Source organism: Pseudomonas sp. GNP013 (assembly GCF_054343995.1).
This window is the reverse complement of record NZ_JBTGUT010000001.1, coordinates 2,175,925-2,191,920: the sequence shown is the minus strand read 5'-3', so window position 1 is coordinate 2,191,920 and position 15,996 is coordinate 2,175,925. Positions and strand designations below refer to the sequence as shown.

12 protein-coding genes and 1 pseudogene are annotated in these 15,996 nt (G+C 61.8%); 6 read left to right on the top strand and 7 right to left on the bottom strand.

Features of this window, described 5'->3' with window-relative positions:
- The first annotated feature begins 1 nt into the window (after position 1).
- Positions 2–316 (top strand): annotated as a pseudogene (locus ACXX81_RS09735) (hypothetical protein).
- A 28-nt stretch (positions 317–344) separates the two neighbouring features.
- Here the strand turns inward: ACXX81_RS09735 and treS are convergent.
- The 3 genes from treS to ACXX81_RS09720 all read right to left on the bottom strand — a co-directional run bounded on the left by treS (position 345) and on the right by ACXX81_RS09720 (position 5,238).
- Positions 345–2,411 (bottom strand): maltose alpha-D-glucosyltransferase, encoded by a 2,067-nt coding sequence (treS, locus tag ACXX81_RS09730; protein WP_458571583.1) that lies wholly within the window; start codon positions 2,409–2,411, stop codon positions 345–347.
- Between the two features lie 164 nt (positions 2,412–2,575).
- Positions 2,576–3,850, bottom strand: coding sequence for a glucarate dehydratase family protein (locus ACXX81_RS09725; protein WP_458571582.1), 1,275 nt, complete (start codon positions 3,848–3,850; stop codon positions 2,576–2,578).
- Positions 3,847–5,238, bottom strand: a complete 1,392-nt coding sequence (locus ACXX81_RS09720; RefSeq protein WP_458571581.1) for an MFS transporter — start codon at positions 5,236–5,238, stop codon at positions 3,847–3,849. Before ACXX81_RS09720 ends, ACXX81_RS09725 begins: the two co-directional genes overlap by 4 nt.
- 107 nt (positions 5,239–5,345) lie before the next feature.
- Between ACXX81_RS09720 and ACXX81_RS09715 the strand changes: the two genes are divergently transcribed.
- Entirely contained in the window at positions 5,346–6,254 is a 909-nt protein-coding gene (locus ACXX81_RS09715; RefSeq protein WP_003230182.1) for a LysR family transcriptional regulator, read from the top strand.
- A gap of 6 nt (positions 6,255–6,260) precedes the next feature.
- Here the strand turns inward: ACXX81_RS09715 and ACXX81_RS09710 are convergent, their stop codons facing one another.
- The 3 genes from ACXX81_RS09710 to ACXX81_RS09700 all read right to left on the bottom strand — a co-directional run bounded on the left by ACXX81_RS09710 (position 6,261) and on the right by ACXX81_RS09700 (position 8,735).
- Positions 6,261–6,704 (bottom strand): hypothetical protein, encoded by a 444-nt coding sequence (locus ACXX81_RS09710; RefSeq protein ID WP_231421328.1) that lies wholly within the window; start codon positions 6,702–6,704, stop codon positions 6,261–6,263.
- Positions 6,705–6,771: 67 nt separating this feature from the next.
- Entirely contained in the window at positions 6,772–8,055 is a 1,284-nt protein-coding gene (locus tag ACXX81_RS09705) for an ATP-binding protein (RefSeq protein ID WP_458571580.1), read from the bottom strand.
- Positions 8,052–8,735: a response regulator transcription factor gene (locus tag ACXX81_RS09700; RefSeq protein ID WP_231421330.1), complete on the bottom strand. Its 684-nt coding sequence runs from the start codon at positions 8,733–8,735 to the stop codon at positions 8,052–8,054. The genes ACXX81_RS09705 and ACXX81_RS09700 overlap by 4 nt, the downstream gene beginning before the upstream one ends.
- A 154-nt stretch (positions 8,736–8,889) precedes the next feature.
- Here ACXX81_RS09700 and bamA point away from each other — a divergent pair, with 154 nt between their 5' ends.
- Complete coding sequence (bamA, locus tag ACXX81_RS09695) at positions 8,890–11,256, top strand: outer membrane protein assembly factor BamA (RefSeq protein ID WP_458571579.1); 2,367 nt, start codon at positions 8,890–8,892, stop codon at positions 11,254–11,256.
- 20 nt (positions 11,257–11,276) lie between these two features.
- Here bamA and ACXX81_RS09690 read toward each other — a convergent pair whose 3' ends face one another.
- Complete coding sequence (locus tag ACXX81_RS09690) at positions 11,277–12,041, bottom strand: PAS domain-containing protein (protein ID WP_458571578.1); 765 nt, start codon at positions 12,039–12,041, stop codon at positions 11,277–11,279.
- Between the two features lie 203 nt (positions 12,042–12,244).
- Here ACXX81_RS09690 and ACXX81_RS09685 point away from each other — a divergent pair, with 203 nt between their 5' ends.
- From ACXX81_RS09685 to ACXX81_RS09675, 3 genes are read left to right on the top strand one after another with little or no spacing between them, the layout of a single operon-like run.
- Entirely contained in the window at positions 12,245–13,192 is a 948-nt protein-coding gene (locus ACXX81_RS09685; RefSeq protein WP_322213637.1) for a 4-hydroxyproline epimerase, read from the top strand.
- A gap of 17 nt (positions 13,193–13,209) precedes the next feature.
- Positions 13,210–14,154, top strand: coding sequence for a dihydrodipicolinate synthase family protein (locus ACXX81_RS09680; RefSeq protein ID WP_458571577.1), 945 nt, complete (start codon positions 13,210–13,212; stop codon positions 14,152–14,154).
- A 13-nt stretch (positions 14,155–14,167) separates the two neighbouring features.
- Positions 14,168–15,415, top strand: a complete 1,248-nt coding sequence (locus tag ACXX81_RS09675; protein WP_458571576.1) for an NAD(P)/FAD-dependent oxidoreductase — start codon at positions 14,168–14,170, stop codon at positions 15,413–15,415.
- Positions 15,416–15,996 lie beyond the last annotated feature (581 nt).

The window sequence follows — 15,996 nt, the reverse complement described above, 5'->3', positions numbered from 1 at the left end:
GGTGTATCCGAGCACACCGGACGGTCGCTACTTTGTGGTCAAGGGCACGTTGTGGCGGAGCAGCAACCCGTAGCTGCCTGACGACGTCAGGCAACAGCTGGTCAACCAATTGATGGCCGCACGGCGCGCGGTGAAGGCCGCCAATGCCTCGGGCGATCCCCATGAGCTGAAGGCCGCGAGGGCCACGGTTCACGAGGCCAAGGTCGCGCTCGGCGAACGCGGCCCGGTGTGGTGGGATGACGGAGCGCCGGACTTCAACCGGCACAAGGTCGGCAACACGCCCTATGCACCGTGGTATGCATCGCTGAATGCCTGAGGTGCCACCGGCCCCCCAGGCAACCTCATCACAGCATCGGTGTGCTGCTCACCACCCGCAACGCCAGCCCTTCATAGGCATCCAGCGTGATGGTGAACTCACCCTCGGCGGTCAAGTCACCCTCGACCCGCTCATTGATGATGTCCACCACCGGCCCCGGCGCAATATTGGGCAGGTGCAGGGTTTCCGTGATCGGCGTGGCGCCGAAGTTCAGCGCGGTGATCTGCGTGCCCTTGCCGGCCGGCAGTTCGTGGACCATCACCAGCAAGCCCGGGTGTTCGACGTCCGGCACCAGGATCTGGCGGCTCGCGGCCATATCATAGGCGCGGCGCACGCCGAGGATTTTTTGCAGTTGGGAGGCGAACGACTCCGGGTCCTGCAACTGGCTGTTCAAACTGCCGTACAGGGATTTGGAGCGCGGCATCTGCCCGGCCGACAGCTCGGCCTCTGGGTTCAGGTCCACCAGGTCGTAGGCGCCACGATGGATCCAGCGGGTGTCGCCGTCCTGCATCAGGTGGTCCACCTCATCGGCGGCCAACGGCAGCGCGCCCACCAGGTCCCAGCCGGACAACGCAAACACCCCGGGCTGCATGGCGTTGTACATCACCAGCAGCAAGTGGATTTGGCGGATCTGCTGGACATCGGCCGGCGTGATGGCGTCCAGGTCGCGGATGCCCAGCGCCGCCGTGATGATGCTGGCCGTGGTGCACGACACCCCATTGGTAACGAACTTGAGGTTGTACGGCGCATGCTCGCCGGTCAGGCGCTCATACATCTGCTCGCGGATGTGCTCGCGCAGGATGTTGCCGGGAAAGGTCTGGCCCTGATACAGGAAGCTGTCGTGGGCGTGCAGGGTCCAGAAGTGCACCAGTTCCAGGGTCAGTTCATCGTGGTTTTGCAGCGCGTGAATCAGCGAGCCCGGGTCGATGCCCAGGCTGTGCATCTGGCGCAGCATCAGGCGCAGGAATTCCGCATCGCCCATCAGCAAGGCGTGCTGGTAGGCCGGCCGGGTGATGAAGTCGTAGGAGAGGTCCGCCCCGCCGTGGGACATCGACGCGATGTCATCCACGGTGAGGTTCAATTCCTGGAAGCTGAAGCCGCCGGCCTTGCGAATCGCGCCGCCGAGCAACTGGTTGCCGGTGATCGACAGCGGATGGCTTTCCGACCAGGCGGTGCCGTCCAGCTTGCGCTCGACACCGAGGAAGCCGTTGGCATCCAGGCGCAGGATCTTCGCGCCCATCACGTCGATCGCGTGCAGGGCGTCGCCGATGATCATCTGCTGCGCGGCGAATGATGGGTCAAGCCAGTTGAGCGACGGCTGGCCTTCCTTGAAGTAATGCAGGTACACCCAGCGCCGGGGTTTGCCGTCGACGCCCAATACTACCGGCGTGGCGCTCCAGTCGGTTTCCTTCACACCGGGCTCGAAGAAGATCACCCGTTGCAGTTGGCCAACGATGTAGTGCTTGTCGCGCAGGGCATCCACCTGCAGCGGGCTGAGGTTTTGCGCATCACGCCCTTCGGCGACATCGGGCAGCAGGGGCCAGTCTTCTTCGCGGATTTCCACCATGTGGTAGAGCCCCGGATAATCCTCGTAGGCCATCTCGGCCAGGCGAAAATCCGCGCCCTTGCCGGTGTGCGACGGGATCACGTCGTCGATGATCACTGCGTTGTGCGCGGCGGCCATACGCGTCAGCGCCTGTAACTGCGCCTCGGTGCCCAGCTGCGGGTCGATGTCGAAGCTGATGCGGTCGAAGTTGCCATCGATAGTCGGCGTATGGCGGGTACCGGACAAACCACCGGACTTTTTCAGCGGGCCGTTGTGAATGCCCTGGATGCCGATTTTCGACAGCGCATGCCACAGCGCTTCATCGCCCAGAGCTTCCAGCACGGTGCCGTCTTCGCGGGTGACGATCGAGGCCGGGTACGCGGTGAACCACACCGACGACAAGGCGGAAGCATCACGCGGCCGCGTCTGCGCGTAAGGCTGCTGCCACAACCGGCCCTGCCCCGAATACAGCCGGGCGCGCTGGCGCGCCGCATGCAGCATCGATTGTTCTACCAGCCAGTTCACATGATCCTTGTCTGCCGCCGTCATAAGCCCACTACCTGTCTCGTGAAAGGTTATTCGTAAACATAGGAGGGGCAACGGCGCCTATTCGTTGCATCGCGATACCCAACACCCGGGATTCTGCGCACAGGCGCGCAAAAAAAAGCCCGGCGGCACCGTAACGGTGCGACCGGGCAAAGCAAGCGACCCTTTTAAAACCGTGGTTTCACGCTTGTCCACTCAGGCTGATAGCGCTGCATCTGTTTCACGTCGTCGCGCTGGCGAATGCCGCAACTCAAGTACTGGTCATGGAGCTTGCCCAGTTGATCGTGGTCCAGTTCGAGCCCCAGCCCAGGTGCGCGGGTGATTGTCACGCAGCCGTCGACAATCGGCACCTTGCCACCCTTGATCACCTCCTCGTCCGGTTCCTGCCACGGGTAATGGGTGTCGCAGGCGTAATCGAGATTGGGCACTGCAGCGGCAACATGGGCCATGGCCATCAGGCTGATGCCCAGGTGCGAGTTGGAGTGCATCGACACGCCCAGGCCAAAGGTGTCACACATTTTGGCCAGCACCTGGGTGTCGCGCAGCCCACCCCAATAGTGGTGGTCGGCCAGCACGATCTGCACGCTGTCTTGCGCTACGCTGCGGCGAAATTCGTCGAAGTCGGTGACCACCATATTGGTGGCCAGGGGCAGTCCGGTGCGGGCGTGCAGCTCGGCCATGCCGTCCAGGCCTGGCGTCGGGTCTTCGTAATATTGCAGGTCATCGCCGAGCAGTTGGGCCATACGCACCGAGGTTGCCAGGGACCAATTGCCATTCGGGTCGATGCGCAGCGGAACCCCCGGGAACGCCTCTTTCAGGGCCTTGATGCAGGCCACTTCGTGTTCGGGGTCCAGGGCGCCGGCCTTGAGCTTGATGCTTTTGAACCCATGGCTTTCAATCATTCGCCGCGCCTGGGCGACGATCTGTTGCGCGCTCAGCGCCTCGCCCCAACTGTCGGGCTTATAGGGCGAATCGACGTGCCGGGCGTATTTGAAAAACAGGTAGGCGCTGAAGGGGATGCGGTCGCGGATCGCCCCGCCGAGCAAGTCAACCAGCGGCACATTCAGCGCGTGGGCCTGCACGTCGAGGAAGGCCACTTCAAAAGCCGAGTAGGCATTGCTCACCGCCTTGCTGGCATGGGAGCCCGGCGCCAGCTCGGCGCCGGGCAGGCTGGTGGTCTTTTGCGCAGCCACGGTGGTCTGCACGATGGCGCGTAGCTGGTTGAGCTGGAACGGATCAAGGCCGATGAGCTGTGGCGCGACCTGCTGCTGAATCGCCAGCGCCGGTGCATCGCCATAGCTCTCACCCAGCCCGATATAGCCGGTGTCGCTCTCGATTTCGATGATCGAGCGCAACGCGAAGGGTTCATGAATACCGCTGGCGTTCAGCAGTGGTGGATCGCGGAAGGCAATCGGGGTGACGCTGACACGGATGATTTTCAAGAGATAGCTCCCTGTTGGCCTGAACGCAAGGTGTGATGAGAATCGCGAGGTTGGCTGACGACCGGTTCGACGGGTGCCGTGCTGGCGGGTACGCCGCTGCGTGGCGCAGTGCGGGCAAAAAACACCACCACTGCCGCTATCAGCGAGGTTGCCGCCAGGCCATACAGCCCGCCCTGGATGGAGCCGGTGGTCTGCTCGAGAAAGCCAAAGGTGGTCGGCGCGACGAATCCGCCCAGGTTGCCGACCGAGTTGATCAATGCGATCACCGCCGCAGCGATGCGTGCATCCAGGTAGCCCTGGGGAATCGGCCAGAACAACGCCGAGGCCGCCTTGAAACCAATCGCGGCAAAACAGATGGCGACAAATGCAAACACCGGCCCGCCCGTGGTGGACATGAACATGCCGAACGCGGCGATCACCAGCATCAGCGATACCCAGGCCTGCTGGTGTTTCCACTTGCTGGCCAGAGCAGCAAAGCCGTACATGGCGATGATGGAAATCAACCACGGAATCGAGTTGAAGAGGCCGACCTGAAAGTCGCCGAGGCTGCCCATCTGTTTGATCATGCTCGGCAGCCAGAAGGTCGCGCCGTAAATGGTCAGGGCAATGGAGAAGTAGATAAAGCAGAACAACGCGATCTGTTTATCGGCCAGCAATTTGAACATCGACGGCCGGCTGACCTGCGCCGCCTCACGCGCCAGTTGCTCAAGCGCAATGGCGCCGACCAGCGCCTGCTTTTCTTCGTCGCTGAGCCACGTGGCCTGACGAGGATGGGATTGCAGCCAGAACCACACAAACCCGCAGAGCACGATGGAGGCAAAACCTTCAATAAGAAACATCCACTGCCAGCCATGCAGGCTCAGGCCGCTCACACTCAGCAGCGCGCCTGACACCGGACCGGAAATCACCGAGGCGATGGCCGAACCGCTGAGGAAAATCGCCATGGCCTTGCCGCGCTCGCTGGCCGGCAACCACTGAGTAAAGTAATAAATGATGCCCGGGAAAAACCCGGCTTCGGCGGCGCCGAGGACAAAGCGCAGCACATAGAAACTGGTCTCGCCCTGCACAAAGGCCATGGCCATGGCGGCCGCGCCCCAGGTGAACATGATGCGCGTCAGCCAGGCACGGGCCCCGTAGCGCTGCAACAGCAGATTGGACGGTACTTCGAACAGCGCGTAGCCGATGAAGAACAAACCCGCGCCCAGGCCATAGGCCGCGGCGCCAATGCCCAGATCGGTTTCCAGATGGCTGCGCACAAAGCCGATATTGACCCGGTCGATGTAGTTGACGATGAACATCACCACAAACAGCGGCAGGACATGGCGCTTGACCTTGGCCGCCGCACGGGCGAGCACAGTTGGGTCGGGCGAACTCTGGACGGTATTCAAGGGCGACTCCCGTTGATTTATTTTTTTAGGGACGTCGGGATGATGGACGCTGGGTATTGATCCCGTCTAATCTAACTTGGCATTCGATTGATACCTGGATTAGATCAATGTTCGAACTGACTCAGTTGCGCTGCTTTACCACGGTGGCTACCGAACTCAATTTCCGGCGTGCTGCGGAGCGATTGAACATGACCCAGCCGCCGCTGAGCCGGCAGATCCAGTTGCTGGAACACCATTTGGGGGTGGAGCTGTTCACCCGAACCACCCGTAGCGTGACGCTCACCGCCGCAGGCCGGGCTTTTTTCGTCGAAGCGCAGAACCTGCTCGAGCGCGCCCAGCAAGCTGCCGTGACCGCACGGCGCTTTGCCGAAGGGGATATCGGCACAGTGAACATCAGTTTCGTGGGCAGCGCGGTGTATGAGTTTCTGCCCAAGGTCATCGCCGAAGCGCGGCTCAAGCAGCCCCATGTGCGCATTGATCTGGCCGAGATGAACACCTATCAACAGCACGAAGCCCTGCGCGCGCGCCGCATTGACCTGGGTATCGTGCGCGCGCCCCTGCTCGAACCCGGCTACGCCACCGAATGCCTGGTGCGCGAACCCTTCGTGCTGGCTGTGCATTGCAGGCATCCACTGGCCCAGGCCGAGCACGTCTCGGTGCAGGACCTGGATGCGCAGCCCTTCCTCATGTACGCCCACTCGGCCTATCCGCCATTCAACGAGCTGCTTACGGGCATGCTGCGCTCAGCCCGCGTGGCGCCGGAATACGTGCAATGGCTGGGTTCTTCCCTGACCATTCTGGCGCTGGTCAACGCCGGCATGGGCCTGGCCCTGGTGCCCCGTTGTGCCAGCAGTGTGGTGTTCAAGAACGTGGTCTTTCGCGAGATCGATCTTGGCGAAGGTGTGCAGAGCGAACTGCACCTTATCTGGCGCGAACACAATGACAATCCGGCGTTTGCCATGCTGCTCGAGGCTATTCGCAAGGCGGTGCATGGCGGTTGGGAAAGTGGTCATTGATCGTGCTCACGCAGCATAAATGACGGTTTGCGCAAGATCGGCCGACAGGGGTTGCCGGGTGAAGTAGATGTCGCCGTCATCGGTATGAATTTCGTAATCCACTTTGCGCGCCGAAGGCACTGCCGGGCCGGCATGCTTGATGATTTTGCGCACGCGCTGGAATTTCACCCCCAGGGTGCCGTTCTGGACAGGGCCGGTGAGCACGTTGACACTTTGAAACCAGCCATCGTCGCGTTTGCTGGCCAACAGCGCATTGGCCATCGCCTCAAACCGCTCCAGGCGGGTGAACCCCCACAGTGTCGGCGCTTCGATGGCTTCGCCTTGACCGGCCGCACCGGTAAACACGAATAGATTGATCGTCGGATTGTCTTCGCAGAAGAAGTCATAAGGCAGCAGCCCGTCGATCATTTTCCGCCCTGAAACAAACCCCTTTTTATGCACCTGAAACATCGCTGCCTCTACTCAATCAATGGCTTTGCCGAGCGCAGAGTCTAAAGAGGTGGCAGGTTCAGAGCCGTCAAGCGAGTGTAATTTCGCGTAAAGACCGCGCCCTCGGCAAACTGATTTCCACGGTCAATCCGCCCTCCTGCTCATTGCGCGCCACGATACTGCCCTGGTGCATTTCCAGGGCACTGTGGGCAATCGCAAAACCCAGGCCAAAGCCGACGCTGGTGTCGCCACCGCCGCGTTCGAACGGCTGAAAGATGCTCTGCAGCCGGGTCTCGTCAACCCCCGGCCCCTGATCGGTGATGCGTACCCACAGATACGCCCCATCGTCACTGAGCCGGGTAGATACCTGCACCGTAGTATTCGGCCGGGTATAGCGCACGGCGTTGCGTATCACGTTCTCGAAACAGCGGTACATCAGCTCGCCATTCACGCAGGCGATAAAAGGCGGCCCGCCCTGCAACTGCACCTGACAGCCTTTGATGTCCGCCTCGAATTGCGCATCCTCAACGATCATCGCCAGTAATTCGCTGATGTCGAACGGTTCGCGCTCGATGCTCTCGGGCCGCCCTTGCAGGCGCGCCAGCGTCAGCAACGCTTCGATCAGGGCATCCATGCGCTCGGACTCGCGCTCGATGCGCTCAAGCATGTCCACACGCTCGCTGTCCTGACGCAACAGCCCAATGGCCGCGCGCATGCGCGTCAGCGGTGAACGCAGCTCATGGGAAATATCGTGAAGCAATCTGTGCTGGGCTTGCACCAGCAACTTGAGCTGGTTGGCCATGCGGTCGCATTCGCCAGCCAGGTCGGCGATTTCGTCGCGACGCTTGCCCATCATCGGTTTGACGCGAACATCGAAACGCCCCTGGGCCACCTCGCCCATCGCACGACGCAAACTGGCCAGGGGCCACGCCAGGTAGTAGGCCAGAAACCCGCTGAACAGTGCGCTCATCAAGGTGCCGATGATCAGCGGCACCTGCAGGCCGGGGCCGCCGTGCTCATAGCTGATCGGGTGGGTGGAGCGCAGCGACAGAATGAGACCTTCCTTGCTGATCACCGTCTGCTCATAGGCTGGCGACAGCACTGCGGAGCCGGCCAGCAGTTGCCCGGCATTGTCATACACGCCGATTGCCTGATCGGGCGGACGTCGCCAGGTCGCCAGCAGCTCGGCTCCAGACTCAACGCCGAACTGGCGCAGCAGCGCGGCCTCGCTGGCCAGGATAACTTTCAAATTGGGGTCGTTCGGCTCGAACGTTTCCACCTCATGCACCCCGACCCCGGCAAAAAAGGTCAGGCTCGTCGCCAGCCAGAACGCCAGGAACAGCTTCCAGAACAGCCGGCTGGGTTTCATCATTCGGCAATCAACTGATAGCCAAGACCGCGTACGCTCTGGATCCATGCCTTGCCGTCGCTGCGCGGCCCCAGCTTCTGGCGAATGCTGCTGATGTGCACGTCGATACGCCGGTCATAGCGTTTGAGCGGCCCCCCCAGGGCATTGAGCGACAAATCGGTCTTGTTCACCACCTGACCCGCGCATTTGGCCAGTTCCTCCAGCAGGCTGAACTCGGTGCTGGTCACCCCCAGCTCACGGCCACGCCACCGGGCTTCGCGCTTGGCCGGCCACAACACCAGCTCTCCGGTGCGGATGACGTCTGCCGTCGGACGATCCGCCGGCTGCACCCGCCGCATGATGGCACGCAGACGCGCCACCAGCTCTCCGGGAGAGCTGGGCTTGGGCACGTAGTCGTCCGCGCCCAGCTCAAGGCCGGCAATACGGTCGATATTGTCGCCACGGGCGGTGAGCAGCACGATCGGCACCTGGCTGACGGCGCGGATACGCCGCAGCACCTCTATCCCGGACACCTGCGGCAACATCACGTCCAGCACCACGATGCTATAGCGGCCCGACAGCGCCTGCTCCTCACCCTCCTCGCCGGTCGGCACGGCGGTCGCGTCGAAACCTTCACGCGCCAGGTACTGCCTGAGCATTTCGGTGAGGTCTTCATCGTCATCAACCAACAGTACTGAAATCATCGCCAGCTCCCCGGTCAGGGTGCGCACATTATCGGTTTTCGCTGACCAGCGTCATGACGTCATTCCAACCTTTACCTAACTTGACACTGGGTTAACCGCACCATACCCACCGCGCTCTTATGCTTCCGCGTCGATGTGTTCTGGAAAGATTTTGATGATTTCTTCGCGCTTGCTCTGCACGGTTGCGCTATTGCTTGATATTTCATTGCTACAGGCCCAAACCCTGACGATTGCGGATATCCGTATCAACGGCCTGCAAAGGGTCTCGGCTGGCAGCGTTTTCGGTGCACTGCCACTAAACATAGGTGAGGAAGCGGACGCCCGCCAACTGGCGCAGGCCACCCGCGCGCTGTTCAAGACCGGATTGTTTCAGGACATCCAGCTGGCACGGGAAAACGATGTGCTGATCATCAATGTGGTGGAGCGCCCGACGGTTTCCAGCATCACGATTGAAGGTAACAAAGCCATCGCAACCGACGATCTGTTGAAAGGCATGAAACAGGCCGGGCTGGGCGAAGGCGAGATTTTCCAGCGTGCCACCCTCGAAGGCCTGCGCAACGAGCTGGCGCGCCAGTACGTTGCCCAGGGCCGCTACTCGGCTTCGGTCGATGCCCAGGTAATCACCCTGCCACGCAACCGGGTCGAGCTCAAAGTCACGATAGATGAAGGCGCCGTCGCCGCCATCAGCCATATCAACGTGGTCGGCAACACGGTATTCAGCGACGAAGAGCTCGCCGATCAATTCACCCTGAAAACCAGCAACTGGCTGTCGTTCTTCAGGAACGACGACAAATACGCCCGCGAGAAGCTCTCCGGCGACCTTGAACGGCTTCGCTCCTACTATCTGGACCGTGGCTATATCAACATGGATATCAGCTCGACGCAGGTCTCCCTCACGCCAGACAAAAAGCACGTCTACATTACCGTCAACATTCAGGAGGGCCGCCGCTACCGGGTGCGCGACGTCACACTCAGCGGTGACCTGAAAATCCCGGAAGACCAGATACAGTCACTGCTGCTGGTGCGCAAGGGCCAGGTATTTTCACGACAACTGATGACCACAACGGTTGAGCTGATCACACGCCGCCTCGGCAATGACGGCTACACATTCGCCAACGTCAATGGCGTACCCCAGGTGCACGAGGACGATCACACGGTGAGCCTGGTGTTTGCCATCGACCCCGGCAAGCGTGCCTACGTGAATCGCATCAATTTTCGCGGCAATACCAAGACCCAGGATCAGGTGCTGCGCCGCGAAATGCGCCAGATGGAAGGAGGATGGGCATCCACTTTCCTCATCGACCAGTCCAAGGTACGTCTTGAGCGCCTGGGCTTCTTCAAGGAGGTCAATGTCGAGACGCCGCCAGTGCCGGGCACCGATGACCAACTGGATGTGAACTACAGTGTGGAGGAGCAATCGTCCGGTTCCATCACCGCCAGTGTCGGGTTCGCCCAGAGCGCCGGGCTGATCCTGAGCGGGTCGATCAGCCAGCGCAACTTCCTCGGCAGCGGGAATTACGCCAGCCTGGGCTTGACCCGCTCCACCTACCAGAGCAAATACAACCTGGGCTTTACAGATCCGTACTTCACCAAGGACGGGGTCAGCCTGGGTTACAACGGTTTTTACAGCAAGACCGATTACAACAATTACTACGACAACGGACGCTCCTATTACGCGCTCAACAGTTTTGGCCTGGGCGCGAAAATCGGCTACCCGATCAGCGAAACTTCACGTTTGAGTTTCGGCCTTACGGCACAACGTGACAGTATCGAGCCGGGCACCTACAGCGCCGATGAAATCTATGAGTTCATTGGCCGAGAGGGCAAGGCGTTCACCAACTTCAAGGCTGAACTTGGCTGGTCGGAATCGACCCTGAACAAAGGCATCCTCGCCACACGCGGGCACTCGCAGAGCCTGAACATGACGGTGACAGTGCCCGGCAGCGACCTCAGCTTCTACAAGCTCGACTATACCGGCCAGACGTTCGTGCCGCTGAGCACTGACACCGCCCTGCGCCTGCATACCAAGCTCGGCTACGCCAATGGCTACGGTTCCACCGATGGCCTGCCCTTCTATGAAAACTACACCTCCGGCGGCGAAGGCTCAGTGCGCGGCTTCAAAAGCGGTACGCTAGGGCCCCGCAACACGCCCGCGACCGGAGCCTATTCCCGCCAGGGGCAGGCGTACTACACCGACCGTGACCGCGATGCGCTGGGCGGCAACGTCCTGATCACGGGCGGCATGGAATACCTGTTCCCCATACCCTTCGTCAAAGACACCAAATCCTTGCGCACCTCCGTGTTCTGGGACGTGGGCAGCGTCTACGCGGATAAATGCTATGTCAGCACCACCCAGGGATGCGGCACTATCGGGCTGGGTCAACTGGCCAGCTCGGTAGGTGTCGGCGTGACCTGGTACAGCCCGTTGGGCCCATTGAGCGTCAATCTGGCCTATCCGATTCGCACCCCTGAAAATGCAGATACACAGATATTCCAGTTCTCCCTGGGCCAGAGTTTCTGAGTGCACGCACACCTGAAATTTCACTCCGAGGCCTGTCGATACTGCCTCGGGGTGAAGCCGGTGGAGGATTTGAACTGGCGGGTAAATGCACTGTGATCGGTGTACCCACACTGCAACGCCACCTCGGTAATCGGCAGCTCGGAATGCAGCAACAGTCGATGAGCATGCTCCAGGCGCACCTTCTGGATCATCTGCCGGGGCGTAAGCTGGAACACGCGCTTGCAGTAGCGCTCCAACTGCGCCACGGAAATTCCGGCGATGCGCGTCAGTTCCACAAGGGTTACACGGCGGTGAAAATGTGCGCGAATGTATTCGTCGACCGCCGCCAACCGCTGGTAGGCCGGGTGGGATTCGCTCGCCGACTGCAGATCGACCGAAATACCCGCCAGGCCAATGATCTGGCCGACATCGTTGTACAGCGGCCATTTGTGAGTGAGGCACCAGCCGGGCTCGCGAGTGCCGTAGAGGTGCAATTCGAGCTGGTCTTCAAGCACAACGCCGGCTTGCAATACGCGCCGATCCTGCTCGGTATAGCCGGGGCCCAGTTGCGCGGGAAACACTTCTGCGCTGGTCTTGCCCAACAGCGGCTGCAGCTGCCTGAGGCCGCAACGCTGCACCAGCGTGCGGTTGGCGAGCACGTAGCGGGCATCGCTGTCCTTGATGAAGATCGTCGCAGTGGGGATCACATCCAGCAGCGGTAACAGTTGCGCCACGCCAGCCAGCAAGTGCTCGATGCTCTGGGGGCGACAGCCCTGGATAAGGTTCGCAAACGCGCTGTGCATCATGAATCTGACCGCCCCTTCATACGTCGAAGTCCAGCAGATTGCCCCATGCCTAAGGCGCTGTCGAGCACGGCCATTGTGCCGAAATCGTCATCCACAGTTGCGCAAAACATCAATCGGCATGCGGCCGACCCGTTCAGGCTAGGCCAGTCACAAGAAGACGCGGCCATGACTTCTTCCGGCAACGTGCACTGACGGAGCGCTCCATGAAACGATTGCATGTCATCGACTCCCACACCGGCGGCGAACCCACGCGCCTGGTCCTCAACGGCTTTCCTGCACTGGCCGGTACCACCATGGCCGCCCAGCTCGAAAACCTGCGCGCACACCACGATCAATGGCGCCGCGCCTGCCTGCTGGAGCCGCGCGGCAACGATGTGCTGGTGGGCGCGCTGTATTGCCAGCCGGTAACGCCAGGTGCCACCTGCGGGGTGATCTTCTTCAACAATGCCGGTTACCTCGGCATGTGCGGCCACGGCACGATCGGCCTGGTAGCCTCTTTGCATTTTCTCGGCCATATCGGCCCGGGCGACCACCTCATCGACACGCCGGTCGGGAGCGTAACCGCCACGCTGCACACCAACGGCGCCGTTACTCTGCGCAATGTGCCCGCCTGGCGCTACCGCAAACAGGTTGCGGTGCAGGTACCTGGCCATGGCGTGGTACATGGCGATATCGCCTGGGGCGGCAACTGGTTTTTCCTGGTCTCGGACCACGGCCAGGCGTTGCACATGAGCCATGTCGACGCGCTCAGCGACTACACCTGGACGCTGCTCAAGGCCCTCCAGGATCAGGGCATTCACGGGGCGGAAGGTGCGCTGATCGACCATGTCGAATTGTTCGCCGATGACGCCCAGGCTGACAGCCGCAACTTCGTCATGTGCCCAGGCAAAGCCTACGACCGCTCGCCCTGCGGCACCGGCACCAGCGCCAAGCTCGCCTGCCTGGCCGCCGACGGGAAACTCGCCGAAGGCGACATCTGGTTACAGGCCGGTATTACCGGCAGCCAATTCGAAGGCCGTTATGAATGGGATGGCGAACAGGTGCGGCCCTTCATCACCGGCCGCGCCTACGTGACCGCCGACAGCGTACTGCTGATCGACGAGCAGGACCCTTTTGCCTGGGGCATCTGCGCCCCGACCCTATTCGTCTGACACAAGGAGTTGCGACAATGACCCAGAACATCTTCAGCGGCTGCATCCCTGCCCTCATGACGCCCTGCACCCCCGCGCGCAAGCCCGACTTCGACGCGCTGGTCGCCAAAGGCCGCGAGCTGATCGATATCGGCATGAGCGCCGTGGTGTACTGCGGCTCGATGGGCGACTGGCCGCTGCTCACCGACGCCCAGCGTCAGGAAGGCGTGGCGCGCCTGGTGGCCGCGGGGGTGCCAACCATTGTCGGCACTGGCGCGGTGAACAGTCGTGAGGCCGTGGCCCATGCAGCGCATGCCGCCAAGGTCGGCGCCCAGGGCCTGATGGTGATTCCCCGCGTACTCTCCCGAGGCGGATCCGCTACCGCGCAAAAGGCCCACTTCGCAGCGATCCTCAATGCAGCGCCGAACCTGCCGGCGGTGATCTACAACAGCCCCTATTACGGTTTCGCAACGCGTGCCGAGCTGTTCTTCGAGCTACGCCGCCAGCACCCGAACCTGATCGGCTTCAAGGAATTCGGCGGCGCCGCCGACCTGCGCTACGCCGCCGAGAACATCACGTCCCAGGACGACGACGTGACCCTGATGGTCGGCGTCGACACCCAAGTGGTGCATGGCTTCGTCAATTGCAACGCCACCGGGGCCATCACCGGCGTCGGCAACGCGTTGCCACGGGAAGTGCTGCAACTGGTGGCGCTGAGCCAGAAGGCCGCCCTGGGCGACGCCAAGGCCGCTCGCCTGGCCCGCGAGCTGGAAACAGCGCTGGCGGTGCTGTCTTCCTTCGATGAAGGCTGCGACCTGGTGCTGTATTACAAGCACCTGATGGTGCTCAACGGGGACCAGGGTTACGCGCTGCACTTCAACGAGACCGATGAGCTCAGCGATGCCCAGCGGCGCTATGCCGAGCAGCAATACACATTGTTCCGCAACTGGTATGCCAATTGGACGGCCGAGGTGTTGGTGTAGGAGCGAACAGGCCATGTGCGATCACCCCCCGCCAGACATCACTGTCGTCGGCGCCGGCATCATCGGTGTTGCCTGTGCTCTGCAACTCTCGCGGCAAGGACGCCAGGTGCTGGTGATCGACGCGCAGGAACCGGGCATGGGCGCCTCGTACGGCAACGCCGGCCATCTTGCGACCGAGCAGGTATTTCCGATCGCCGACCTGGCGATCCTCAAACGCCTGCCCGCGATGCTGCTGGACCCCACGGGCCCGCTGCGCCTGGACTGGAAATACCTGCCCCGCGCCCTGCCCTGGTTCGCCCGGCTGCTGCTCAACCTGCGGCCGGACGCCTATCGACGCACAGTGGCAGGTCTTCGGGCCCTGAATGAAGGCAGCCTGGACGCCTGGCGCCGCCTGCTTGAGTCCATCGGACAGCCACAACTGCTGCGCAACGACGGCTCGTTGCTGGTATTCGAGCGAGCCGATTCGCGAAACGCCATCGATGCCTTGCAACAGCGCATGCAGCAACACAGCGTACCGGTGACCTTCTGGCCGGGCGATGCGGTCCGGGCGGGTGCGCCGCAGTTGAGTGAGCGCATCCAGGGCGGTTTGTTTTTTCCGGGCACCGGGCACTTTATCGATCCCTACACGGTGGTGCATGCTCTGGTTAATGCTGCCAAGGCCAACGGTGTACGTTTTATCCAGCGCAAGGTACTCGATGGACGGATTGAAGGCGATGGCGTCACGCTGGCGACCGACCAGGGAACCCTCACCGCACGGCAGGTCCTGATTGCCTGCGGCGCCCACTCCGCCAAACTGACGGAGGCCCTGACCGGCAAGAAAGTCCCGCTGGACACGGAACGCGGCTACCACCTGATGCTGCCCCACGAGCACGGCAGGCTGCCGTTGGCGGTCACCTCGCTGGAGCGCAAGTTCATCATGACCCCCATGAGCGGCGGCCTGCGCCTGGCCGGCACGGTGGAATTCGCCGGACTGGACCGCCCCGCCAACATGGAACGCGCATGGCAACTGTACCGTCTGAGCCAGGGCCTGTTCCGCAAAGACTTGAACCGCCACAACGCGACCCCCTGGATGGGGTTTCGGCCGTCCCTGCCGGACTCGCTGCCGATCATTGATCAAGTCTGTGGGGGCAAGGTGCTGCTCGCGTTCGGTCACCAGCATCTGGGGCTGACCCAGGCCGCGGTGACAGCACAGATGATTGGGCAAATGCTGTCTCATCAAAACGTCCCGCAATGGGCGTCGTATCGTCTTTCACGGTTCTGAGGGATTAAAAATCAGAATCAAATCCTGGAAGCGGGCCTTTCTGTGGCAAGCGGGCTTGCACTAATACCAGTCAGTTAAACGCAGCTCCCCTGTGGGAGCGGTGGGTCTTCAACATCAATGTTTGCTGGGCCGACGCCATCGGGAGCAAGCCCCCTCCCACATTTTTTACAGCGTTCGGCAGACCATTTCGGTCGGCTCTCAGGCCGCCGCGCTTTTGATCTTGATCTTAGGCGCCCCGTCAAACACGCTGGCCGAACGCAGGTTTTGGAGCGTGGGTAACCCGGCAGGACGCCGGGTTAGCCGCGCTGGGCCAAGGATGGCCCATCGCGGCGGCCCACGCTCCAAAGCCTGCGTTCGGGCACACCGAGCCTGGGCGAGGTGCCGAGTGTTGGGGCAGGAGCGTTTTGCTTACTTTTGCGCTTTTCAAAAGTGAGCCGCCGTCAGGGCGGAACCCTAAGTCGCCGTTACCGCACAAACCGATATGTACACCGAAAAGTCGCACCGCTCGTTGCTTCGAGCATCACGCTGGCTTAACTGAACGGCATTAGGGCAAGCCCAGCGTTGGGCTGCGCAGCAGCCCC